The sequence below is a fragment of the Methanomethylovorans sp. genome, assembly GCF_041305605.1.
Lineage (GTDB): Archaea > Halobacteriota > Methanosarcinia > Methanosarcinales > Methanosarcinaceae > Methanomethylovorans.
This window is the reverse complement of sequence record NZ_JBFYLB010000170.1, coordinates 23,257-46,275: the sequence shown is the minus strand read 5'-3', so window position 1 is coordinate 46,275 and position 23,019 is coordinate 23,257. Positions and strand designations below refer to the sequence as shown.

The following is a 23,019-nucleotide window of genomic DNA, read 5'->3' as shown; positions in this document are numbered from 1 at the left end:
CATTTCCTTCTTAAAGTTGCATTGCCAGTATGTTAATAGTAAAAAAGCAGAGAATGCCTGGAAAGCATCCTCTTCCCATCTTATCTTTTAAGCGATTTCTTTCCCATGAAGATTACAGTAAAAGCAAGTGCTATAGCTGCGCATAGACCACTGAATCCTGGTATTCCAGGTTTTTCTGCTATTGCAGTTTCTTCTGCGGTAGGTTCTTCTATAGGGGCAGCGGCTTCTATAAGGTTATACATCACAGGCTGCTTAAGTTTCATCTCTTTAGGTATGACAGAATCTGTGGCTTTTGTGTTTGCAATTATCTCCCCGTTTTCTACAAGTTGGACATTGAAATCATATTTTTTATCAAGGGGTAGGGTCATGCGTATGGTGCCTCTAATTCTCTCACCAGCTTTGATGTTTCCTATACTGTCAGTTCCAGTTACAACGGTATATGGGTCAACAGCTGCTATGACTTTTATTTTAATTGCATCAGAATCTCCTGCCGGGTTAAATATCCCCGGATATATATCCACAACAGCATCTTTTCCATAGTTGGTAACCTGTTGCATCTCTATTATCATGTCTGTAAGTATTACATCGGATGGAACAGTTTCAGTCTGCATGGAGTTGATTTCCACATTAGTTGTATACTCGTCAACAACAATGTTGTCTTCAAAAAGTTCTACTTCTATTGTCTGTGCTCCTGATATTGGACTTGTAAGAGAAACAGTGTTAGTTACCTGTGAATTGGCTTTTAGATATCCAATATCTTTGGCCTGTTCTGCAACTATAAGGTTTGTTTGTGGATCTCTTGCTTTCACTTTGATTGAAAGGGCTCTAGTATCCATATTCTGCTGATTGTAAACATACACTGTAGCTGTTAGCTTGAATCCATCGCCTTGGGGGGTGGACATTACATCAACTTTGCTAATGTAAAGATCAGCCACATCTTCCCTTTCAACGCAACCACAGGGAAAAAGGCATAGTATGATTGAAAAAAGAAAAAGAAAAGCAAATGAAGATTTCATGTTCTTTCCCAGCCTTATAGCTTCACTACCAGTGTCAAAGTTTGTTCATCAAGCACGTAATCGTCCATCAAAAGCCTGACCTTAACTTCGGTTTCTCCATTAGGTGAATCGCTTTTAACAGGCAGCAAGACTCCTTTTGTGTATGAAGTACCATTCTTTGCCATGGCCTGTTCTATATAAATGGATGTGTTGCCAGCCATAAGTTCATTTTCAGCTTCAAATCTGACTACGAGGGAGTTGGCATTTATGGTGGACTGGCCATTGTTCTTAACAGAGAAACTAATGGTGGCATTTTCACCTTTCTTCAGTTCCCACTTCGGCACAGTCGCATCTCTTAACGTACTCATGTTCTTTACGAAACCAAGGAATTGTAGCTTGGCATCCGGGAGTATCGTTATCTGGACAGGTGCAGATCTATCTCTGATAACCGGATTTCCTTTCTCATCAGAACCGGAAGCATAACTTACCGTAACAGAAGAATTTGTAGTCTCGGTCTTAAATCCCGGTGCTTTAACTCTTACATCAATAGACGATTTACTGGTTTTGTCTATCTTTCCTGGAATGTTCAAAGTATCTGAACCCATTATCAACAGCGGATCAAAAGCTGATACTTGAACGGAATCTATTGCTTGCGTGTCATTGTTTTCAACGGTGATAACAATTGTTTGTTCCTGATATTCCTTAATGGCAACAGGTGACACTGTTACTAGCACATTCTCCGGATTTACCGGTTCAGGTCCTTTCTGAGATGCACATCCTGATACAAGGATTGATATGACCAATACAGCTATGAGTATACATTTTGTATTTATTCTCATTGTACCACAAACTCAATATACTGCAATTCTGTATAAATAAGCTGTGGCAGATTAATATGTATTTGTAAATGTTACGAATTAGGTGGGAAATTAAGTCACTTCTCTGGGTCTTCTTTCAGGCACAGGAACCAATCTCCGCAAGCTTTGCCATCTTCACCCTTTTTGAGCCTTTCCTTTGCCTTATCCCATGATACAGGATTTGGAAGGATAACATCTTCACCGGGATGCCAGTTCTCGGGGGTCTGTACATTGTGCTTGTCTGATACCTGCATTGCCACAAGCAGGCGCTTGATCTCTTCCATGTTCCTACCGTTGGTGAACGGGTAGTATAGCATTGCCCTTATTCTGGCCTTTGGGTCGATAATGAATACTGCCCTTACGGTCTCGGTACTTGATTCCATGAAGTGAAAAGAACCACCCGTTGTCTCCAACTTTTCAAGAACTTCCTCTGGTGTGTAGGATGCACGGGGGTGGATCATGCCATACTTGCGTGCAATCTCCATATTCAGATCTTCAATTATTGGGAAATCAATATCTATTCCTTTAAAACCTTTGTACTCTACTTTTTCTTTGATGGCCGCAAGCCATGATATGTGAGAATACAGGCTATCCACGGAAAGACCAATCAGTTCAGTATTGAGTTGCCTGAATTCCTCCTGCATTGTTGCACATTTGATGAATTCGGTAGTGCATACAGGGGTAAAGTCTGCCGGATGACTGAACAGTATGACCCACTTTCCTTTGTAGTCTTCAGGGAAGTTGATCCTTCCTTTTGTCGTCCTTGCCTGGAAGCCAGGCGCCATATCGCCTATAAGTGGCATTGTAACCCTTTCCGTTCTTTCAGCTTCCATGTTTATCTCCGTATACTTTTTAACCGCTAGTTATTGGATTGACAGGTGTTAATTTCCGATCATATGTTCGTCATACCCATCTATTTCGATTTCAGAACTCTCTGCATCGAAAACTATCATGCCTGTTTTCAGCATGCGTGCCTGTTCCGGGGTAAGCTTGCAGGATACAGCTTTTTCGGATATTATGGCACTATTTCCCAGAGGATCTTCTATAATTACGGTAAGTTTCCTTTTACCATCTACAGCTTCGTGTATCATTTCCTGTAATTGGAGGCCACGTTCATATTTTTCAGGCTCATCCGCTACCCATTTTGTTGCGCTGACCACAACTCCAAGTATCCGGTCAAGCAAACCTTCGATGTTTGTTATGTATGATTCGGAGATAGAACCAGGCTCCACAATTATTCCAAGCTCAGGGACCTCTATAGTCCCTGAAGTAGAGCGCACGACCTTAGCATAAAGGTCTTCTGGTCCTTCTATGACTAGTTCGTATCGGACAGGTTCTTTCTGAGCCAGGATTATCGTATCAGTGAAACGAAAACTACAATCGCAGCATGCAGTAATGTACATGACATCCCCGAAATATGGAATATCATCTCTTTCCCAATTCATTATTATCTCTTTATGGCAAAGAGGACATTGCGTACGGGTGACGAATGCAGCCTGCGGACACTCAATGTTCAATATCTTCCACCAACTATCTTTGAACGATCTATCTTGATACCCGTGGGGGTTACAAGCACCTGGTCTTCTTTAAGTCCGGCTATATCTCCATGCACATCTACGACAACATCTTTCAGGTCCTTCAAAGCTCTGTCCAGCATAAGTTTATCGTTCTTGATAGTGGATATGTCGATCATCAGAATATTGCCCTCATACACTTCTTTCTTGAGCAATGCCAGATCATTCAGATTTGTAAGTTCCGCCACTCTCACATATGTTTCTGCAGGCTCTTCTCCTACTACTTCTTCATACTTGCTCAGATCAAGCTCAGTGAACTCATCTTCACCGGTAGACGATTTTTTAGTTGCGCCAAAAAACTTATCCATTAACTTTGCCATAACATGCACCCTTTATCAAATTGTAGTGTTCATTTCATTATTAGACTGATTGAGTTAACATTATCTATACTGCTTTAGCACCTTCATTATTTATAAGAACACCCATATATTTTAATGATTATGCCCTGTCTCCTTACACCTCGAGATTCCATATCTCATCACCCACATGATGCAGGGATTTCACAGCTTTTCCCGAATCTGAAACCATGGCTTTCCCCGGGACAAGTGCCTTACCAATGGCAAGAGGCTTGCCATATTTCTCTTCTTTGACGATCACGGGGTCCCCTTCCAAAATACTCTCATCGGCACGAACTATACCGGGACTCATAACATCTGCACCATTTACTACAAAGCGCACGGCACCAGAATCAACTACTACCACATTCTTCTCAAAGCCAAGTTCCATGACACCTCTGACAGTTGGGAAATAAATATCGTCAACTGCAAATAAAAGCACTTTACCATCTATGAGGATCACAGAAGTGTCACCTGCATCAGCATGTTCAAATTTGTACGATGCAATCTTCTCCACCACTGTGTCTCCATATATGGGTCTGAGGTCATCAAGGAGTTTGTTCTTGGCAGATTTCCTTAGTTGTATCCTTCCTCTGATCTTCAAGGGACCACCTGGTTCCTTTTTCCAGTGATTAGTATCATAGGGCACCAGCACAATTAAAGATTACGAAAGGGGAGCAATGGTCTCCCCTCTCATCTTATCACTACGACAGGAATGCCCCTTACATCCAATACATCCACAGCTCTGCCGGCAGAGATCACTTCTTTTTCTATCTCCACGCTTTCAGGACCGAGCTCTACAATGCCACTGTTGGTATGAAGGCTTATCTTGCCATTCTGTTCTATCTCGCTCACTAACTTTTTTGGATTAGCTTCTGCCAAAGCATCAATTATGGCCTTTGCCTGGCCTTTGAACTTAGGACCAATGACTCCCATGTTAGGCTTGACATTCACTGGTACGTGCTCGAAATCGGGGTTACCTGAAATTACTTCTACTGGAGTGTTTGTTGCACCGATGACGTCAATGACATCGGTCAGCACTCCATATATCTCCAATTTCTTCAAAGGAGCATTCAGGGCAATACCATGCTCGGATTTATACCGTCTCACGCTGCTTACGATCTCTTTAACGAGTTCTCCGGCTTTACTGGCTTCTTCATCCTTCCAGGAGGCTTCAGCCTTTGGCCACGCTTGCATATGTACACTGCCAGTTCCCAGCCTCGAATACATTTCCTCTGCGAAGAAAGGTGCAAATGGAGCCAGCAATTTTGTCAGTACGTCTATTGTTACGTATAGTGTGTACTGTGCTGCTTTTTTGTCAGGTGCATTGTTGCCATACAAGCGAGACTTGACAAGTTCTATGTAATTATCTGCCACTACCTCCCAGGCAAAACCTCTTATGGCCTTGAAAGCCTCATCGAACTGATATGCATCCATGTTCGCAGTTGCTGTAGTTATCAGTTCGTACAACTTGTCGAACAACCATCTGTCCACAATATGGAGTTCCTCTTTTTTGGGTACATAGGCTGTATCCAGGTCATCTAAGTGGGAAACGGAGAACCTGTATATGCTCCACATTTTGGCGAAGAAGCGTGATGCAGATACTACATCCTTCCATCGGAACATCACATCTGAACCAGGGGAACCTCCTATGGCTGCCCATTGTCTGAAAGAATCAGCACTGTATTTTTCAATTACCTCTTCAGGAGCTATTATATTGCCCAGGGACTTGCTCATCTTGTGGCCATCCTCTCCCAGGACCATGCCATTTACAAGTATGGAATCCCAGGGACGTTTGCCTGCAAGTGCCATGGACCTAAGGATCGTATAGAAGGTCCATGTCCTGATAATGTCATGACCCTGTGGTCTCAACTGTGCCGGCAATCTGCTTTTATGATTAGTGAGCCAGCCAGTTACGTGCTGGACGGTAATGGAAGAATCCATCCATGTATCAAGTACATCTTCTTCAGGTTCGAAATAAGTGCTGCCACATCTGCTGCATGGTTCCCGGGGTGATTCCTGTGTAGGGTCAATGGGCATCCACTCTTCCTTTGCCACAAATACCTCTCCACAATCCTTACAATACCATACGGGTATAGGGGTTGCAAATATGCGCTGCCTGGAGATACACCAGTCCCATTCCATGGTACCCAACCAGTTCTCAAGCCTGACCTTCATATGTTCAGGTGTCCAGTTGATCTCATCGGCAGCTTTTTTGACATCATTGGTATCTATTTTGACGAACCATTGCTTTTCAGAGAGGATCTCTATGGGCGTGTCACATCTCCAGCACATTCCCACGTTCTGCTCGAGTTCCTTCTGCTCAAAGAGGTAGCCCTCTGATCTTAGATCTTCTATGACCGCTTCCTTACATTCCGGAATTGTCATACCTGCATATTTGCCTGCGATCTTTGTCATAAGGCCGTTCTTATCAATGGCCTTGCGCAGGGGTAGTTTATGTTCCACCCACCAGCGTACGTCCTGCTTATCACCAAAGGTACAGATCATCACAACGCCCGTACCAAATACGGGATCAACTACACTATCGCCTATTACAGGAACTTCATGTCCGAATAGAGGCACTTTTACCTTGTTTCCGATATGCGCGTTGTAACGTTCATCTTCGGGGTTTATCGCAACTGCCACACATGCTGCCAGCAGTTCGGGCCTGGTGGTGGCTATCTTCAATTTATCGAAATTGAGGAAATTCAGCTTCGTGCTCCTACCTTCGTATTCGACTTCCGCAAAGGCAATAGCAGTTTCACATCTTGGGCACCAGTTCACAGGATGCTCCGACTGGTAGATCCTGCCCATGTCATACATCCTGCGGAAAGAGCGCTGTGTCTTGGAGTAGTATGCAGGTTCCATGGTGATGAACTCATTACTCCAGTCTACGGAGAAACCCAGGTTCATCATTGTATTGCGCATTTTTGCAATGTTGTTGTTTGTCAGTTCACGGCACATTCTCCTGAACTCTTTTCTGGGAACTTGGTTCTTTGTGATGTTGTGGATCTCTTCCACCTTTACTTCTGTGGGAAGCCCATGGCAGTCCCAGCCCTGCGGGAACATTACATTGTATCCGCACATACGCTTGTACCGGGCAACAAAATCGATGTAACACCAGTTAAGAGAGTTCCCTATATGGAAATTACCAGTGGGATAAGGTGGAGGTGTGTCGATGATGAACTGTGGCTTTTTGTAATCTTCCCAGTCGAAATGGTACATGGACATGTCCCATGCTTCCTTCCACTTTGGTTCGACCTCATGAGGGATATATTCCTTTGGAACCGTCATTGCAACTCTCCGATAAATATGATGTAGTGATTGTATAGTATCCGTAACAGTGGTTTTTCATTATTTAAATATATCTGGTTGATGTCATCTTCGGGTGCAATAGACGCGGTAATTGGGACATCGGTTACAGATACCGAAAATCCTTTATATGAACCAGTTCAATTCCATTAGGGGTAGCCATTACACCGTATTGGAGGAGACTATATGGGCAAGAAAATAGCTGTTTTTGCTTTCAATGGTGAGCCTATGTGTTTTGCTCATGCGTTGATGAATGCTATAGACATGAAAGAAAGGGGACATGATGTAAAACTGGTCATCGAGGGTTCGGCTACCAGGAACATATCTGAACTTATAGATCCTACAAAGCCATTTTCGAGCCTTTACATGAAAGTGAAGAAAGCAGGTCTTGTGGACTGTGTCTGCAAGGCGTGCGCCCAGAAGATGGACAGTATTGACAGTGCAAAAGAACAAGGGCTTCACTTGTGTGATGAGATGTTCGGGCATCCGAGCATGGCCAGATATGTAGAGGAAGGATATGAGATCGTCGTATTTTGAATGAACAGGACTAAAAAGTAGAATGTTGAGATGTTAAGCCAAAAGATGCTGAAAGCACTTTATGAGCAGGGCGAAAAAGTAGTCCCCCGGGCAATAGAGAAACCGCCTTCGGAATTTGGCACACCTATGGAAATGTTCCAGGCTACATTGAAACACGAACAGTTCATTACAAGTTCGATCCACGAACTCGTAACTCTTGCCCTGGAAGAAAAGGACTATGCAACTTAGATATTCCTCCAGTGGTTCGTTACAGAACAGGTCGAAGAAGAAAGCAACGACAATGAGGTCATATCCAAGCTTAAACTTATAGGTGATAACACCAGCAGTCTTTTCATATTTGACAAAGAACTCTCTGTACGTGTGTTCACACCGTCAGCAAACTAGGAATGAACGGAATAAAGATATACGGTAGTAAATAGAAAGGTGACATAATGCAATTCGGAGAAGCACTCAAAGGAAAGGAAGTAGAGGGTAAAGAGAAACATGTTCCAGTCATCGAGATCATAAGAGGTCATGGCTCAACTGGTGCTGATTTTGTACGGGTGGTTGTGGGTAAGGAAGTACCTCATCCCAACACAGTGGAACATCACATTGAATGGGTTGAACTTTACGGTATCACAAAGGATGGGAAGACCATTGACTTTGGAAGAATGAACTTCGAGCCTGTGCACACACAGCCAACAGCCAGTTTCCATATCAACAACATTGATAATTTCAAGGCTTTCTGCGCTCTGGAATACTGCAATATCCACGGTGTCTGGCAGAACTGTATAGAAGTTTAACTTTTTCGGATCTTTATGGCCTCTTTGGAGGTCATGCTCTTTATATACCTGTCCACACTCACTGTAAGCAAAAGGTAAGCAGACAGGTGATGCCTTTGTTTGCAATGTTCTTAAAAACGTTATTTGTATTATTGTTGGCTATGGTACTGGCAGGCCTCTTCGTGGAATATATCTTTGCCTGCATGCAAAGTTGAAAGTGGAAGTTTAGTCCTTCCTGTGGTAGCCTATTTCCTCGTCGGTGAGGTAGCAGGCCGGGTCATCGGCCCATACATTGTCATACACAGCTTCGGCCCTGACCCTGAAATTAGCATTGCATACTTCCAGCCATTTGCACCTTGCACACCTGTCCGCATGTTGTTTTATCAGAGGCTTGCGGTCCTTAAGACCTGCCATCAGCTCGTCAGTGGTATCTCTCCATATCTCACTGAACTTCCTTTCCCGGATATTTCCAAAAGTATAATGTCTCCAGAACTGGTCAGGATGGACCGAGCCATCCCATGAGACACAACCTATGCCTATGCCTGTAGAATTTCCCTGGTTCATCTGCAGCAGTGAATATACCTCTGCAGCTCTTTGTGGATCTTCTTTAAGGAGTTTAAGATAGATGTATGGTCCATCGCAGTGATTGTCAACGGTGAGTACTTCTGCCAGCATTCCTTTCTCATGTAACTGCCTAGTCTTTTCCATTATCAGGTATACTACTTTACGGCTTTCTTCAAGACTTAGGTCCTCTTCTACCATGTCAGATCCCCTGCCTGCATATACCAGGTGGTAGAAGCATATGCGTGGGATGTTCTCTTTTTCGATCAGGTCGAATATGGCGGGGATATCATGTACATTATGTTTATTGATGGTGAACCTGAGCCCGACCTTGATCCCCTCGCTTCTGCAGTTGCGTAGTCCCTCAAGAGCAGCATCAAAAGCACCTTCACATCCTCTGAATTTGTCATTTGTCTCTCTCATTCCATCCAGTGAGATACCCACATAAGACAATCCGATCTCTTTCAGTTTTTTTGCCATTTCTTTATCTATGAGAGTCCCATTCGTAGAAATTACCGCTCTTCTTCCTTTGGATCTGGCGTATGCGGCTAGTTCTGGAAGGTCCTTGCGCATCAAAGGCTCTCCTCCTGAGAACAGGATCACAGGGCAGCCAAAGTCAGCTAGGTCATCTATAAGCGCCTTACCCTCTTCGGTGGTCAGTTCGTTCTTGTAATCAATATCTCTGGAATGTGCATAACAATGGACACATTTGAGGTTGCAGCGTCTGGTCACATTCCAGACGACAACAGGTTTTTTGTCAATTGAGAACTGTAAAAGATGGGAGGGGAGTTTTTTAGAATCCCTGCCGTATCTTAGAGCATCCGATGGTTCCACGGTCCCACAATATAGTTTTGAAATCCCTATCATGATAGTTGTCCCGATATGTAAGTAGAATAAGGCATACAAATACAGCTTTCACGGCATTTGTCCTTTTTGTCCTAAATTTGCATGAGAAAAAGAAAAAATGGTATAAATAGGTTTTTCAGGAACATGCAGGAAGCATGTCCTTAACCTTTCTCAATATCTCTTCAAAGGTGTACTCTTCCGGAATCACGGAGACATTCACATTGTAGCTGCGTAATGTTTCAGCTGTCGGCAAGCCAATAGCTGCTACTATGGAGCCATTGAGCACCTGTACGATATTATCTTCGGTTCCGATCTCTTTTGCAACTTCAAAGAAATTATGTACCATCATGGAACTGGTAAAGGCAAAAGCCGCGATCTTGCCTTTCAGAGCAGACCTTATCAGGTCCTTTTGCTCCTCACTATCCGGCTTAAAGAGGCTGTACACTTTTGTTTCCAGAACATTCGCACCACAACGGGCGAGTCCCTCAGTGAGCACAGTTGAGCCAAAGACGCTGCGAGCCAAGTCTACGTTCTTACCTTTGACATCCTTACAAAGATATTCTACCAGACCCTTTGAACTGTACACTCCTGGCATGCCCATTACTTTGATGCCCTTCTCTTCCAGGGCTTTTTTTGTAGTAGGTCCGATAGCTATGACGTTTGTGCGGTTCAAAGCCTCTACAAACATATCACGCATAACGTAAGGTATCTTCTGTAATGTAAAGTCCAGTCCATTGGCACTTGTGAATATCACATAATCAGCTTCTTTTTTCACGATGTGCTCAAAAAAAGGTTTGAATGAAGAATCCTGCATTCCTGTAAGTTCTATCATGGGAACTGCCAAGGTATCGAATCCCATGGACTCTGCAAGCTTCACTGATTCTTCTTTGTATACAGATGGCCGCATGATGGCCAGAACAGGTCTTTTTTCATCAGCCATTTCAATTAACTCCTTCCCAGGATCTGTTCACCAAGTTCATCGTGTAATTTAACGACATCACCGATTATAGTAATTGCAGGGGTTTTTACTTTTCTTTCCTTCTTAAGGGATACAATATTTTCAAGCGTGCCTACAGTTACTCTCTGGTCCGGACGGGTTCCCCTCTCTATCAGTGCTATTGGTGTGGACGGCGCTTTGCCGTACCTCATAAGTTCATTTACATTGCGTTCCAGCATCTTGACACCCATCAGGATCACAATAGTGCCAGGGAACTTTGCAAGTGTTTCCCAGTCCAGTGCGCTTTCTTCCTTGGTAGGGTCTTCATGACCGGTTATAAAAGTAACCATGGAGGCATGGTCCCTGTGTGTCACAGGGATGCCGGCATAGGCAGGTGCAGAAATAGCAGATGTTATGCCTGGCACTATCTCGAAACTGATTCCTGCCTTTATTAATTCCTGAGCTTCCTCGCCCCCCCGGCCAAAGACATAAGGGTCTCCACCTTTGAGGCGTACCACCATTTTGCCTTCTTTTGCCTTTTCTACTATCAGTTCGTTTATTCTGTCTTGGGGTAGCGTGTGATCTCCGGCATATTTTCCTGCATCGATCTTCTGGGTATTTTGAGGAATAGAAGATAGTATTGCTTCACCCGGAAGCTGGTCATATATGATCACATCTGCATTGTCAATAAGCCTTCGTGCCTTCAGAGTAAGCAGTTCAGGGTCTCCAGGACCTGAACCCACAAGGTATACTTTTCCATAGTTATCAGTCATTATCGCAAAACCTATCGTGTTTTCAAAAGATGAAGTGATAAAGTTATTTATAGGCATCGTTGGGATGCCATATAAGTGCCGCTTAAAAGACAAACCATTTCAGGTACGGAAGATGGAGTAGTAGGTAATAGCTTAAAGATTTGTTCACTTTTGCTTTCCGAGTATGTAGAATATCATTTCCCTGTTAAGTTTCCCTTCCCTTTCGATCTTATCGGCTATCTCAGCATCAGACCTGCCTTCAGCCTTCATTTCCTTAATTTTGTCCATAATGGTAGGTGATATGCTAAAATACTCGTTTATATCCTTCCTGTGACCCCATACATCTCCTTCTACCAGTTTGATATTCTGCATTTGCAGGAACATCTCTATGGACTTGGACACTGTTCTCCTGTAAGAACCTGGTATCTGGATAACCTCTACTTTCGTGCAGGTCTGTACAAGGCTGAATATATCCTTGTTCGACGGACGGAAAGCGAGATGTATCACTTTCTCATTCGGATTGAGCTCATTTATCTCTTCTCTGGAACTTACAACTCTTATTTTCATAGGTGGCCCCCCACCGGTTTGATTCCAAAAATAACTTATTAAACAAATTAGGTATTCACCTATTAAATAATTGTCGATTGAAACAGATACTATATTAGGCCTTAGCTGGAAAAGCGTATGCGTATGGCATCGGCATGTGCTTGCAATCCTTCTTTTTCAGCAAGGGCTATTACAGTATCCCGGATAGTGGCAAGTCCTTCCTTGCTGATACGCTGGATGCTGGAAACCTTCAGAAAATGCATTATATTGAGGCCGGAGTACATTCTGGCATATCCGGCAGTGGGTAATACGTGGTTTGTACCGGATGCATAATCACCGACAGGAACTGGAGCGTAGTTACCCACGAAAATTGAACCCGCGTGCTCTATGTTCTTAAGTACCATATCGTCGTTCTTTGTCATTATCTCCAGGTGTTCCGGAGCGAAGCTGTTTGAGAGTGTTATGCACTGTTCAATGGAATCAGCTATCAGTATGGCTGCATTCTTCAGTGATGAATTTACTATCTCTTTCCTTACAGTGCTTTGTGCCTGCTCAATAACTTCTTCTTTGACCTTAGAGGCAAGGCTTTCGGACGTTGTCACCAGTACAGATACTGCCTGGGGGTCATGCTCTGCCTGTGCTATCATATCGGCCGCAATCATCGCAGGGTGTGCGGAATCATCGGCAATTATCAGCACTTCACTTGGTCCTGCAGGGAAATCTATCTCTGCCATATCTCTTATTTGCATCTTAGCTGCTGTCACGTACACGTTCCCGGGACCCACTATCTTGTCTACCCTCATCACGCTCTCCGTGCCATAAGCCATAGCAGCGATGGCCTGTACACCGCCAACGCGGTACACATGATCAGCACCTGCAACTTTTGCTGCTGCCAATGTAAGGGGGTTGACTCTTCCGTCAGGACCAGGTGGCGTACACATTACAATATTCCTTACACCTGCAACCTTTGCAGGTATGATGGTCATAAGTGCAGTGGAAGGATATGAGGCCCGACCTCCGGGCACATAAGCACCTACGCTTGCAAGTGCAGTGACCTTCTGCCCCAGCTCGATCCCCGGAACAAGCTGCATGAACCACATCTTTTCAGGCATCTGTGCCTCATGGAATTTGCGGATGTTCCCTGCAGCTATTTCCAGATGCCTGATAAGCTCCTTATCTATACTGTTGTATGCGTTTTCCACTTCATCTTTAGATATCTCGATGGCATCGATTTTTGCACCATCAAAACGTTGAGTATATTTCCTTAGGGCTATATCCCCCTCACTGCGTACATCCGCAAGTATGGAAGAGACCGTATCACTGACATTTGCAAGCTCTCCTCCGCGTTCTATGAGTACTTGTATTTCCCTTTCGGGAAGTTCTGATAGTTTTCCGTAAAGCATAATGGATCTCCTTATAAATATGGTCTAATCATCAAAATCGTTGAAGGTTCTCTGTTGTCTTTCCATCGGCCTGTAGACTGCTTCCGCAGAACCGGTCCCATTTTTCTCCTCTGTCGAATATGGACCTCTAATACTGTTCATTATCTTTTCTGCGGTCTTTGTACCTATCGATTTGGCTATTCTCTCAACACCAGCCTGCTTCAATAATTCCATCGATGTGAGTCCGGCATCATACAACTTGCGGGCACGCACCCTGCCCACATCACGAATGCTTAATAATTCAAGTAATTGGGCATTAGCTCCATATTGAATGCGTTTTTCCAATTCATAGGCTTTTTCCGCTCCCTGAAGTTCCATGGTCTCTGCAAGCCTGGCTGTAGCATGCATAAGCCACTGTGCCATATCGGCAAAAGTGTGGATGTCGCCTTCACCAATGTTGAATTGGGTAGTGATCTCGTCCATCGGTATCTCATCTATCCATTTCATCATCATCAAGGCAGTTTTCACTTCTCCCAGGAACCATTCATACTCTATGGCCTTGAAAGGACTGGGCATTCTGGCAAACTCTTCTTTATGAACCGTTGCGAATTCATTGATCATGGTGTAATCAGAGCTGCGCATGTAAAGCTGCTTCATGTCTGGAGTACTGCATACAAGATGCATTAAAGTAAGGTCCGTTAACTTACCGGCTTTTCCCAATCCTTCGAGTATGATAGCAGCTGAAAGCGGGTCAATGTACAGCATGGAAACAAGTTTTCCAAGCCTTGTAGCCCTGAGCCTGTTATCATCCTGCAGCATACCATGTTCCAACAGGAAAGATATACTTTCTTCCACAAGTTCCTGCAGATTGCGCGCCTCCTGCTGGTGTGCGAAGAAGGTTGCACTCATGAACTCCATAAGCCCTTCTTCACTGGAGGCGAATCCATTGACCACGGTAGAAAGGACATGGGTACGCAGGGCATTCTCCGTACCAAGTTTAGACCAGATATCTTCGGCCTTTGCGTTGATATAATTCTCAAAAAGTGCTTCCATCTCGTCATATGAACGGGCTATAAGAACTGATTCGCCATAAGGGTCAAGATGGGGCCTGCCAGCCCTGCCAGCCATTTGTTTATACTCAAGAACTGGTATAGGCTGCATTCCAAAGTTGGCATCATATCTCTTGTAGCTGCGGATAACAACTCTGCGTGCAGGCAGGTTAAGTCCCGCTGCAAGGGTAGGTGTGCTGCATATAACTTTGATCAAGTTATCTCTGAAACCATCCTCTACGAGTCTACGATGAGTTGAGTTCAATCCAGCATGATGAAAAGCCACACCATTTCTGACACATTGTGCAAGCACCCTGGAAGCTTCTGTTTCCGATGCCTCTATTATCGCGCCCACGATATTGTCAAGGGAATCACGTTCCTGTTTGCTGAGTACCTTTTCAACATGTCTCCCAAGTTTCTTCGCAAAACCCACACAATTCTTGCGGCTGCTTTCGAATACAAGGCATTGTCCACCTTCCTCCAGTGTGCCCATAACAATATTGACACCGTCGTCCGAGGATGTGATCCCAACAGCTTTCTGAGAGCCTGCAAAATTTATTGTATCAGCATAGTACACACCTTCACGCAGATCCGTGGGTCGCCATTCGCTCAGTATAAGCCCGCCTTTAAGCCAGTCAGCTATCTCCTGTGCATTGCCCACTGTTGCAGATAATGCAATTATCTGAGCCCTAGGATTAAGCTTTCTCAATTTGGTAATAGTGACTTCCAGAGTAGGGCCTCTGTTAGCTGAATCCAGCAGGTGAACCTCATCAACAACTATTACAGTGATGTCCTGCATCCAGGATGTCTCATTGCGCAGGAGGGAATCTACTTTCTCTGAAGTTGCAACTATTATGTCATTGGCGCCAAGCCACTCATCCCTTGCCTCAAAATCCCCTGTGGATATGCCGGTTTTGATACCAATTTGTCTGAACTTTAAAAAACGGTCCATCTTTTCGGACGCAAGTGCTCTTAAAGGCACAATATATAGTGCTTTTCCCCCCTGCGTGATAGAGCTGAGCATTGCAAGCTCAGCTATGAGGGTTTTCCCGGAGGCCGTGGGTATTGCAGCTACTATGTTATTTCCTTCAAGAAGGCCCTTTCCGATAGCTTCACCCTGAGGAGGATACAATTGTTCAATTCCGGAGTCCAGATAAAAGCCAATAACTTTTTCCGGCAGGCTGAGTTCTTTGATCTGCATGAGGAACCAGTTGAAAGATGGTCTGATGTCTAATAAAAGTTGCTTCTTCAATGTAGTTGACTTATCAAGAGATTCCTTCATATCTATCAACGATCAGTAATCATAGCAAGATAAACAGGGAACTGGATTCATATGTCTATTTTAGGAAACACTTCTTCCATGTCATCAATATCACTGTCAGGCTGGGCTGGATCTTTATCTTTGGATTTTGCAAAAGTTGTCTTTATTTTGCTGGTGATAGTTCTCACCATTGTTGCCGCAAAGATAGTGGATAAACTCATGGTCGTACAAGTGCGTATGATGAATAGAAGGATGAACGTTGACCAGACATCCTATAGCCTTCTAAGGCATTCCAGCGTGGCAGTTGTCTACTTGATAGGTTTGGTTATTGTGATCTCCAGCATTCCTTTCCTGGAGAAGTTTTCACTTGCTCTCTTAGCTGGTGCAGGTTTTGCCGGTATTGTGGTGGGCCTTGCTGCCCAGAGTACTCTTGGGAACATCATATCAGGGATTTCTCTTGCGGTCTTCCGACCATTCAGGGTTGGTGACAGAGTGAATGTAATGAACGAGTATGGTAAGGTAGCAGACATTACTCTGCGCCATACGATCGTAAGGACATGGGATAATCGCAGGCTCATAATCCCGAATAGTGTCATTGGGAATGAAGCCATTATCAACTGGTCCATAGAGGATCCTACTGTAAGATGGTTTGTTGATGTCGGCATAAGTTATGACTCTGATATAGACCTGGCACGCAGGATCATGTTAGAGGAAGCAAGGAAGCATCTTAATGTCATGACATATATGGAACTTAAAAGATACGATCCGGCTGTTCCAAAAGAAGAAATTGTCCAGGTGCTGGTAACTGAGCTGGGTGATTATGCTGTTAATTTGCGTATGTATTTCTGGTGTGCTGATCGTAAATTCTGCTATCTTACAGGATGTGAAATAAGAGAATCCATTAAAAAGCGGTTCGATGCAGAAGGTGTGGAGATACCATTCCCATATCGTACTATTGTCTACAAAAATGACATGGCCTCAAATACAAGGCTTGAGAATGGCTCTTGTGATAGCTCCCCTTCTCAAGTCATTCAGGACAATTAGGTACTTGAGATAGTTATTAAAAAAATATGACCTGCAAATCCTGCAGGCCATTCTTGTATTCCGGGGAAATTATTCATTAGTCAGCTTGCCGCTGAAATACATGTCATAAGATGCCATGTCAAAGTGGCCATGACCACTCAGGTTGAACATAATGGTTTTCTCTTCGCCTGTCTGCTTGCATTTGAGTGCTTCATCAATGGCACATTTTATAGCATGTGCGGACTCTGGGGCAGGTGCAATTCCTTCGCTGCGTGCAAAGGTTACCGCTGCATCGAATATTTCTACCTGGTGATAGGATCTTGCTTCCATCATACCATCAGCAACCAATTTACTGACTATTGGTGAAGCACCGTGGTATCTCAGGCCACCTGCATGAATGGCAGGGGGTATGAATTCAGATCCCAAGGTGTACATCTTTAGCAGTGGTGTCATCTGTGCCATGTCCCCGAAATCATAATCGAACCTGCCTTCTGTCAGGCTGGGGCATGCAGAAGGCTCTACCGCGATGATCCTTGTATCTGTTTTACCTGCGATGTTGTCCCTTATGTATGGCAAACTAATACCTGCCAGGTTACTTCCTCCTCCACAGCATCCGATGACTATATCCGGATAGTCCTCAGTCTTTTCGAACTGTTTCTGTGTCTCAAGGCCTACCACTGTCTGATGGAGGCATGTGTGGTTAAGGACGCTACCCAGAGCATATTTGGTATCGTCGTTAAGTGCTGCTTCTTCTATGGCCTCACTGATGGCTATACCCAGGCTTCCGCTGGTATCGGGATATTTCTCAAGGATCATTCTTCCGAACTGTGTCTCAGTGCTCGGTGAAGGAACAACGTTTGCACCCCAGAGGTTTATCAGGGATTTTCTGTATGGTTTCTGGTAGAAGCTGGAACGTACCATATACACTTTACACTCAATGTCGAAATAGTTGCATGAAAGCGATAGCGCACTACCCCACTGACCGGCACCGGTCTCGGTAGTTATCCTCTCGGTGCCCTCTTTCATATTGTAGTATGCCTGGGCAATGGCTGTATTTGGTTTGTGGCTCCCTGCCGGGCTTACACTTTCATTCTTGTAGTATATCTTAGCAGGTGTGCCAAGCACTTTTTCAAGCCTGTGTGCCCTATAGAGGGGCGATGGTCTCCAGAGCGTATATATATCCAGTATTTCCTGCGGGATATCGATATACTTCTCAGAGCTCATCTCCTGTTTGATAAGCTCTTTTGCGAATATCGGCTCAAGTTCCGAGGGTTTGATGGGTTCCCGGGTTGCAGGGTTAAGCGGGGGTGCAAGGGGTTCAGGGAAATCTGCAAGTATATTGTACCAACGAGTAGGCATCTCGTTTTCATCCAGTAATATTTTCGTGTGCTCCATGGTAGGCCTCAGGCAAATGTATTAAAATGTACAATGATGTGCATAACGGCAATTATATTTAGCACTTTTGGTTTTCCCCTCGATCCCTCGAAATGTGTAACTAATCGAAACAGTAAAATATACTGTATAAATAGTAACCTGCAAAATAGATCAGTCAAGATCTAAACGTTAGATGCTTATCTCACTAATACATCAGGTTGATCCGATGACGATACAAAGACCAAGAGGAACAAGGGATTTCCTTCCGCAAGACATGGCCCGCAGAAGACATCTGGAGAACCGGCTGAGGCAGGTAGTTGGCAGATGGGGTTATCATGAGGTAGTCACACCCACCTTTGAACACCTCGAACTTTTCACGTTGAAGTCAGGTGAAGGTGTGGTAGGTGAACTTTATAATTTCATGGACAAAGGAGAGCGTGAGATGACGCTGCGCCCTGAGCTCACGGCACCAGTGATGAGGATGTTCGTAAATGAAATGCAGGCATTGCCGCGTCCATTGAAACTGTTCTATTTCGAGAACTGTTTCAGATATGAGAGGCCTCAGAAAGGCAGGTTCAGAGAATTCTGGCAGTTCGGCGTGGAACTGATAGGTTCCGAAGGTCCGGATGCGGATGCAGAGGTCATAGCCCTGGCAACTGCCATGCTTGGAGTTGCAGGTATTAAGGGTGACCTGCATGTCGGCTATCTTGGGATCATCCGTCATGTGCTGAGTTCCCTGGAAGTTGAACAACAAGGTAAAATAATGCGTCTGGTGGACAAGAAAGATGATAAGGGACTGGACGATTACCTGGAGGAGATCAATGCACCTATAGACCTGCGCATGAAACTCCTTGGACTGATCTCCCTTACAGGCAGTGAAGCAGTTACCAAGGCCCGTGACCTGCTGGGTTCAATTCCTGAGCTGGATGCTTTCCAGCAGATACTTACTCTTTTAGATGCGTATGATATTGATCATACCATTGATTTCGGTATAGCCAGAGGTCTTGACTACTATACGGGCATGGTCTTTGAGGTATATGCCGAGGGTCTCGGTGCACAGAAGCAGGTATGTGGTGGCGGTTCGTATAAACTGATCCAGCTTTTTGGCGGAGGTGACGTTCCATCTACCGGTTTTGGTCTGGGTTTTGACAGGATCATGGAGATATATAACATTGAACCTGTATCTCAAAAGACGGTTGTAATGGTCACTACGGAAAGCACACGCATCAATGCGATCCCTGTGGCCTGCAAGCTAAGGGAGTATGTCCCTGTGTATCTCGATATCATGAACAGGAATTTCAAATCTCAGTTATCATATGCTAACAATATAGGTGCCCGTTATGCACTCATATTAGGTGACAGGGAAGTGGCCCAAGGTCTTTTTACTTTCAAAGATATGGAGAGCGGCAGTCAGGAATCCCTTACTCTTAATGAGATCATTTTGAAACTGACCGGTGAAATCCATTGAAGCCCTCAAGTAATTTGCATGCCCTGGTAGCTGACACAACTGCTGCGGTTTCCCTGCCCATGCGGTTTGTGGTAGCTTCCATTTTGCTGATGGCGACTATGGTCCTGTTGGCCACAGCAACTTCAGGTTTCCTGGCTCATATGAAAATGAGCGATCTTGAATCGCAGATATCCAGAATGGATGCCACGGCTTCAATCTTATATGCGGGTGGGCCGGGCAGCAACCTTACAGTGGAACTAGATATTCCCAGCGGATGTACAGTGGTCATGGGGTCCATAGCGGGATATGAAGCCGCATGGCCTCGCGATGCAAAGAACTACTTTATGGAATATGACGGAAAGTGTACCTTAAGAGAATCCAGGGCAGCCTATAGCAATGAGTTCATGGATGGTGTGTCTGTTTTTGGTTCAGGTACACACCGGGTATTCATGGAGACTACCGTTAACCCATCAGATGGGATGCTGTTTGTCAGGGTATATGAATTAAAGTGACAGAGAGTTTAGTCAATAGATCAAAATGAAGGTTATTTCAGGTTTTTTCCATGATGAAAGGGCATGGGTGGATTTTGTTCTTTCAAAAACAGCACTTATACTTGCAAGTGTGGTGGTCATTGCTGCTGTATATAATTTTGCGGTAAGCATGGAGGAAGTGAACCGCAAGAAAGAACTAGACCTGCTATCCACAGAATTATTAGCTTTTATTGATAAGGCTGGAAGCAGTCCTGCTGAAATGAAGATCGGCTATAGCTTCAATAAAGAACATCTTTCTCATTTTCAGGGACATCAGGCTGATATTCGTATCTCCGGCGAATATATTGTCATTAATGCTGATATTGATGGCAGGTCTATTATTTCTGCAAAAACTCCTGCTTTCAGAGTATATCCTTATTCGCCTTCGGTCCTGTACAATGATCTTAGATCAGAATATGGTTCGAACGGTAGTATAACAGAACCTGTACGTGCAGAACATACGGATATACTCGGGTATTTGACTTCCAGGACAAGGGAAGTAAGCTTTAATTCCAGTGAACAAGTATACATCCAAAAAACATTTATATATTTTACAGATAATATAAATGTGGAAAAGATAGGATATGTACTGGTTTATCAATGACGACAGGGCTATACTTGAACCGCAGAACGATATTTTCGCCACGGCATTATTAGTCTTGGGTTTTGTGGTTTTTGCTTGTGTGGTATCAAAAACATACATTGCTCATGAGGATAGTGCTTTTGCACTGGAGAATTATGGACAGGCTTCCCTTATTGCCCAGGGAATTGCTCATTCCCAGATGCTTCAGGGCAGCAGGCAGGATCTCATATCTGCTGAAAAGCTCGATAAGCTGAGTGGTCTGCAAGCTGATCCTCATACTTTGAGTTTGTTCTTCGATAGTTTCTCTCCAAATGTACATTTCCAGGTAGATATTTCAACGGAGAACGGTGAACATATCTGGCAGATCCGTAAACCTGCATCTTCATCTTCTCCCGTGGGACAGATAGCAGCTTCCATACCTGTCACACTGGAACTTAATCCGATGCAGCAGGTTCCCGGTACATTGACTGTGAAGCTGTTCAAAGATAGATGGAACAATTGATACGGAGATAAAGCAATGCAACTGAAAAACATAATTAGCAGGCAAATATTATCCGACAAAGAGGCCATTTCCTCGACCATTGATGTCATGTTCTTTCTGTTAATGGTGTCTCTTTCGGCAGTAGTGCTGATGCCGGTTCTACTTTCTTCAGGGCACAATGCGGCAGTTCAGGATGTTGCAGCATACAGGTTCGATGAACAGTTGCTTCGATCTCTTCTGGATAGCAGAGTGGAAGGTTTTGAATATATGGTGGTACCATCCTCTATGTCTTGCATAGTTGATATTCTTCCTGAAAATTCAATGTCTATCTGTCAAAGCAATGATCTGTTTGCAAAGGAACATGCATCCAGGACGTTTGCTGATCTGATCTCTGAAGGCATGCTGTTTTCACTGCGTACTGAAGAGAACGGAACATACTGTTATCTGCACCCGTTCAGTTCTGGATATTCAGAAGCTACAGAACGCATAGTTGAAGAATATCTGGACAGAAGGATAGGTGGCAGGTACAATTACAGGTTAGAGGCTAACTGGCAACCGGTTCCCGGATGTGGACCTTCAGGTCAGCTTGTTGTGGGTGCCATTCCTCCCGACATATCCTTCAGGCAGAGTGCGTTAATCTCTGTGCCATATAATTATGCTGTAAGTTTAGCAGATATATCATCTCCTGCGGGTGACCTTAAATTTGGTCGTGCAGTCAACTCCTCACAAAAGGAGCAGGAATTATGTTCCATGTTCAATGAGTGCATATCCCAGGCAGCCTCCGGTTCTTCGGCATCAATTGTCGGCATATACTATCCGGAAGAATATCTTGAACGGATAAGCAGTGGACAGGCAAACATGGCAGCAATAGGAGATTCTTTGATGGGCTCTCCTTTTTATGAGGGGAATATTGAAAGGACTATAGCTATTGGTATACTGGGCAATGCTGTAAAAGTGACGGACAATATGTGCTCTTATTCAACGGACAATGTCACAAATCTTACCGAAGATAATATTTCATTGGTCGGGAACCAGCTCAGGCAGGAGCATACAAATGATGTATATACTTATCTTTCAGGCGCAATGTCTGAGGAAATCAACAGTACGGTGCAGGCTATGATGCAAACGAATGACAGCATCACTCTGCTTAAGCTCAGGGACAGGCAAATCAGATCTATTCTTATGCATGCGAGACCACCGGCAGCTGAGGTCACCCTTGTGGTATGGTAAAGTCCCTATCACAAATTTTATATGCTATGCTGTTTCATTTACCTCGCCTCGCCAAGGACAATTATCGGCTATGTCTCCATAACGTTCAAGATAGCCTTTAGTGAAATCAACAAAATTTACATAATTTAGATCAAATACTCTCTATTTACTATTATAAGGAGGAATTCAATGGCAAAAATGCATACCCGGAGAAAAGGTCAATCCGGTTCTAAAAGGCCAATGCGCTCTGAAGCCCCTGCCTGGTGCACCATGGGCACAGACGAGATTACAAAAGTTGTGCTGGAAATGTGGAAGCAGGGAATGAGCACAAGTCTTATCGGCATGGTCCTCAGGGACAAATATGGAATGCCAGATGTGAAGCTCGCTACTGGAAAGAAGATCACGGCCATCCTCAAGGAAAATGATCAGAAACCGCCAGTTCCAGAAGATCTGTACAATCTCATTGTAAAAGCAATAGGTCTGAGAAAGCATGTGGTTCACAATCATTCGGACAACCACAACATCCGTTCCTTGCACAATATCGAATCCAAGATCAGAAGGCTTGTAAAATACTATCAGGCTAACAAAGTGCTTCCAGTTGACTGGAAATACAAGCCCGAAACTGCAGAAATGCTTATTACAAGATAAAGGGGTACGTCTTCCGATA

24 protein-coding genes are annotated in these 23,019 nt (G+C 44.2%); 10 read left to right on the top strand and 14 right to left on the bottom strand.

Annotated elements, in window-relative coordinates; genetic code table 11:
• Positions 1 to 80: 80 nt before the first annotated feature.
• From ACCM36_RS10690 to ACCM36_RS10660, 7 genes are all read right to left on the bottom strand, one after another.
• A complete protein-coding gene (locus ACCM36_RS10690; RefSeq protein ID WP_370573742.1) occupies positions 81 to 935 on the bottom strand; it encodes a hypothetical protein in 855 nt (284 codons plus the stop codon).
• Between the two features lie 95 nt (positions 936 to 1,030).
• A complete protein-coding gene (locus ACCM36_RS10685) occupies positions 1,031 to 1,834 on the bottom strand; it encodes a hypothetical protein (RefSeq protein ID WP_370573741.1) in 804 nt (267 codons plus the stop codon).
• Between the two features lie 95 nt (positions 1,835 to 1,929).
• A complete protein-coding gene (locus tag ACCM36_RS10680) occupies positions 1,930 to 2,655 on the bottom strand; it encodes a redoxin domain-containing protein (RefSeq protein ID WP_370573774.1) in 726 nt (241 codons plus the stop codon).
• Between the two features lie 78 nt (positions 2,656 to 2,733).
• Positions 2,734 to 3,369 (bottom strand): ZPR1 zinc finger domain-containing protein, encoded by a 636-nt coding sequence (locus ACCM36_RS10675; protein ID WP_370573740.1) that lies wholly within the window; start codon positions 3,367 to 3,369, stop codon positions 2,734 to 2,736.
• Positions 3,366 to 3,746 carry a cell division protein SepF gene (gene sepF, locus ACCM36_RS10670; RefSeq protein WP_370573739.1) on the bottom strand — a complete coding sequence of 127 codons (381 nt, stop codon included), beginning with the start codon at positions 3,744 to 3,746 and terminating at the stop codon, positions 3,366 to 3,368. The genes ACCM36_RS10675 and sepF overlap by 4 nt, the downstream gene beginning before the upstream one ends.
• A gap of 133 nt (positions 3,747 to 3,879) precedes the next feature.
• Positions 3,880 to 4,365: an RNA-binding protein gene (locus ACCM36_RS10665; RefSeq protein ID WP_370573738.1), complete on the bottom strand. Its 486-nt coding sequence runs from the start codon at positions 4,363 to 4,365 to the stop codon at positions 3,880 to 3,882.
• 89 nt (positions 4,366 to 4,454) lie between these two features.
• Positions 4,455 to 7,055, bottom strand: a complete 2,601-nt coding sequence (locus tag ACCM36_RS10660) for a valine--tRNA ligase (protein ID WP_370573737.1) — start codon at positions 7,053 to 7,055, stop codon at positions 4,455 to 4,457.
• Positions 7,056 to 7,259: 204 nt separating this feature from the next.
• Between ACCM36_RS10660 and ACCM36_RS10655 the strand changes: the two genes are divergently transcribed.
• From ACCM36_RS10655 to ACCM36_RS10645, 3 genes are all read left to right on the top strand, one after another.
• Positions 7,260 to 7,610: a DsrE family protein gene (locus ACCM36_RS10655; RefSeq protein WP_370573736.1), complete on the top strand. Its 351-nt coding sequence runs from the start codon at positions 7,260 to 7,262 to the stop codon at positions 7,608 to 7,610.
• Between the two features lie 30 nt (positions 7,611 to 7,640).
• Complete coding sequence (locus tag ACCM36_RS10650) at positions 7,641 to 7,838, top strand: ferritin-like domain-containing protein (RefSeq protein ID WP_370573735.1); 198 nt, start codon at positions 7,641 to 7,643, stop codon at positions 7,836 to 7,838.
• 203 nt (positions 7,839 to 8,041) lie between these two features.
• Positions 8,042 to 8,392 (top strand): class II SORL domain-containing protein, encoded by a 351-nt coding sequence (locus ACCM36_RS10645; protein ID WP_370573734.1) that lies wholly within the window; start codon positions 8,042 to 8,044, stop codon positions 8,390 to 8,392.
• 204 nt (positions 8,393 to 8,596) lie between these two features.
• Here the strand turns inward: ACCM36_RS10645 and ahbC are convergent, their stop codons facing one another.
• The 6 genes from ahbC to ACCM36_RS10615 all read right to left on the bottom strand — a co-directional run bounded on the left by ahbC (position 8,597) and on the right by ACCM36_RS10615 (position 15,645).
• Positions 8,597 to 9,799 (bottom strand): 12,18-didecarboxysiroheme deacetylase, encoded by a 1,203-nt coding sequence (gene ahbC, locus ACCM36_RS10640; protein ID WP_370573733.1) that lies wholly within the window; start codon positions 9,797 to 9,799, stop codon positions 8,597 to 8,599.
• 115 nt (positions 9,800 to 9,914) lie between these two features.
• Entirely contained in the window at positions 9,915 to 10,718 is an 804-nt protein-coding gene (locus ACCM36_RS10635; RefSeq protein WP_370573732.1) for a uroporphyrinogen-III synthase, read from the bottom strand.
• A 5-nt stretch (positions 10,719 to 10,723) separates the two neighbouring features.
• Positions 10,724 to 11,488, bottom strand: coding sequence for a uroporphyrinogen-III C-methyltransferase (cobA, locus tag ACCM36_RS10630; RefSeq protein WP_370573773.1), 765 nt, complete (start codon positions 11,486 to 11,488; stop codon positions 10,724 to 10,726).
• A 144-nt stretch (positions 11,489 to 11,632) separates the two neighbouring features.
• Complete coding sequence (locus tag ACCM36_RS10625) at positions 11,633 to 12,034, bottom strand: DUF1699 family protein (RefSeq protein WP_370573731.1); 402 nt, start codon at positions 12,032 to 12,034, stop codon at positions 11,633 to 11,635.
• Between the two features lie 101 nt (positions 12,035 to 12,135).
• Complete coding sequence (gene hisD, locus ACCM36_RS10620) at positions 12,136 to 13,416, bottom strand: histidinol dehydrogenase (RefSeq protein ID WP_370573730.1); 1,281 nt, start codon at positions 13,414 to 13,416, stop codon at positions 12,136 to 12,138.
• A gap of 24 nt (positions 13,417 to 13,440) precedes the next feature.
• Complete coding sequence (locus tag ACCM36_RS10615; protein ID WP_370573772.1) at positions 13,441 to 15,645, bottom strand: ATP-dependent DNA helicase; 2,205 nt, start codon at positions 15,643 to 15,645, stop codon at positions 13,441 to 13,443.
• Positions 15,646 to 15,804: 159 nt separating this feature from the next.
• Here ACCM36_RS10615 and ACCM36_RS10610 point away from each other — a divergent pair, with 159 nt between their 5' ends.
• Positions 15,805 to 16,749, top strand: a complete 945-nt coding sequence (locus ACCM36_RS10610; RefSeq protein WP_370573729.1) for a mechanosensitive ion channel family protein — start codon at positions 15,805 to 15,807, stop codon at positions 16,747 to 16,749.
• A gap of 69 nt (positions 16,750 to 16,818) precedes the next feature.
• Here ACCM36_RS10610 and ACCM36_RS10605 read toward each other — a convergent pair whose 3' ends face one another.
• Positions 16,819 to 18,123 (bottom strand): TrpB-like pyridoxal phosphate-dependent enzyme, encoded by a 1,305-nt coding sequence (locus ACCM36_RS10605; RefSeq protein ID WP_370573728.1) that lies wholly within the window; start codon positions 18,121 to 18,123, stop codon positions 16,819 to 16,821.
• Between the two features lie 205 nt (positions 18,124 to 18,328).
• Between ACCM36_RS10605 and hisS the strand changes: the two genes are divergently transcribed.
• The 6 genes from hisS to ACCM36_RS10575 all read left to right on the top strand — a co-directional run bounded on the left by hisS (position 18,329) and on the right by ACCM36_RS10575 (position 23,000).
• A complete protein-coding gene (gene hisS / locus ACCM36_RS10600) occupies positions 18,329 to 19,570 on the top strand; it encodes a histidine--tRNA ligase (RefSeq protein WP_370573727.1) in 1,242 nt (413 codons plus the stop codon).
• Complete coding sequence (locus tag ACCM36_RS10595; protein ID WP_370573726.1) at positions 19,567 to 20,061, top strand: hypothetical protein; 495 nt, start codon at positions 19,567 to 19,569, stop codon at positions 20,059 to 20,061. Before hisS ends, ACCM36_RS10595 begins: the two co-directional genes overlap by 4 nt.
• 25 nt (positions 20,062 to 20,086) lie before the next feature.
• Entirely contained in the window at positions 20,087 to 20,683 is a 597-nt protein-coding gene (locus ACCM36_RS10590; protein WP_370573725.1) for a hypothetical protein, read from the top strand.
• Complete coding sequence (locus tag ACCM36_RS10585) at positions 20,664 to 21,164, top strand: hypothetical protein (RefSeq protein ID WP_370573724.1); 501 nt, start codon at positions 20,664 to 20,666, stop codon at positions 21,162 to 21,164. The genes ACCM36_RS10590 and ACCM36_RS10585 overlap by 20 nt, the downstream gene beginning before the upstream one ends.
• Before the next feature lie 15 nt (positions 21,165 to 21,179).
• Positions 21,180 to 22,373 (top strand): hypothetical protein, encoded by a 1,194-nt coding sequence (locus tag ACCM36_RS10580; protein ID WP_370573723.1) that lies wholly within the window; start codon positions 21,180 to 21,182, stop codon positions 22,371 to 22,373.
• A 168-nt stretch (positions 22,374 to 22,541) separates the two neighbouring features.
• The gene (locus tag ACCM36_RS10575) at positions 22,542 to 23,000 is read left to right on the top strand and encodes a 30S ribosomal protein S15 (protein ID WP_370573722.1); all 459 of its coding nucleotides are present in this window, start codon (positions 22,542 to 22,544) and stop codon (positions 22,998 to 23,000) included.
• Positions 23,001 to 23,019 lie beyond the last annotated feature (19 nt).

Bases quoted from the DNA above. Each gene is read 5' to 3' on its own strand.
- ACCM36_RS10645 (WP_370573734.1), top strand. From the start codon at position 8,042: ATGCAATTCGGAGAAGCACTCAAAGGAAAGGAAGTAGAGGGTAAAGAG.
- ACCM36_RS10590 (WP_370573725.1), top strand. From the start codon at position 20,087: ATGAAGGTTATTTCAGGTTTTTTCCATGATGAAAGGGCATGGGTGGAT.
- ACCM36_RS10655 (WP_370573736.1), top strand. From the start codon at position 7,260: ATGGGCAAGAAAATAGCTGTTTTTGCTTTCAATGGTGAGCCTATGTGT.
- ACCM36_RS10625 (WP_370573731.1), bottom strand. From the start codon at position 12,034: ATGAAAATAAGAGTTGTAAGTTCCAGAGAAGAGATAAATGAGCTCAAT.
- ACCM36_RS10615 (WP_370573772.1), bottom strand. From the start codon at position 15,645: ATGCAGATCAAAGAACTCAGCCTGCCGGAAAAAGTTATTGGCTTTTAT.
- ACCM36_RS10660 (WP_370573737.1), bottom strand. From the start codon at position 7,055: ATGACGGTTCCAAAGGAATATATCCCTCATGAGGTCGAACCAAAGTGG.
- sepF (WP_370573739.1), bottom strand. From the start codon at position 3,746: ATGGCAAAGTTAATGGATAAGTTTTTTGGCGCAACTAAAAAATCGTCT.
- hisS (WP_370573727.1), top strand. From the start codon at position 18,329: ATGACGATACAAAGACCAAGAGGAACAAGGGATTTCCTTCCGCAAGAC.
- hisD (WP_370573730.1), bottom strand. From the start codon at position 13,416: ATGCTTTACGGAAAACTATCAGAACTTCCCGAAAGGGAAATACAAGTA.
- ACCM36_RS10580 (WP_370573723.1), top strand. From the start codon at position 21,180: ATGCAACTGAAAAACATAATTAGCAGGCAAATATTATCCGACAAAGAG.
- ACCM36_RS10685 (WP_370573741.1), bottom strand. From the start codon at position 1,834: ATGAGAATAAATACAAAATGTATACTCATAGCTGTATTGGTCATATCA.
- ACCM36_RS10680 (WP_370573774.1), bottom strand. From the start codon at position 2,655: ATGCCACTTATAGGCGATATGGCGCCTGGCTTCCAGGCAAGGACGACA.
- ACCM36_RS10605 (WP_370573728.1), bottom strand. From the start codon at position 18,123: ATGGAGCACACGAAAATATTACTGGATGAAAACGAGATGCCTACTCGT.
- ACCM36_RS10635 (WP_370573732.1), bottom strand. From the start codon at position 10,718: ATGGCTGATGAAAAAAGACCTGTTCTGGCCATCATGCGGCCATCTGTA.
- ACCM36_RS10575 (WP_370573722.1), top strand. From the start codon at position 22,542: ATGGCAAAAATGCATACCCGGAGAAAAGGTCAATCCGGTTCTAAAAGG.
- ACCM36_RS10610 (WP_370573729.1), top strand. From the start codon at position 15,805: ATGTCATCAATATCACTGTCAGGCTGGGCTGGATCTTTATCTTTGGAT.
- ACCM36_RS10585 (WP_370573724.1), top strand. From the start codon at position 20,664: ATGTACTGGTTTATCAATGACGACAGGGCTATACTTGAACCGCAGAAC.
- ACCM36_RS10650 (WP_370573735.1), top strand. From the start codon at position 7,641: ATGTTAAGCCAAAAGATGCTGAAAGCACTTTATGAGCAGGGCGAAAAA.
- cobA (WP_370573773.1), bottom strand. From the start codon at position 11,488: ATGACTGATAACTATGGAAAAGTATACCTTGTGGGTTCAGGTCCTGGA.
- ahbC (WP_370573733.1), bottom strand. From the start codon at position 9,799: ATGATAGGGATTTCAAAACTATATTGTGGGACCGTGGAACCATCGGAT.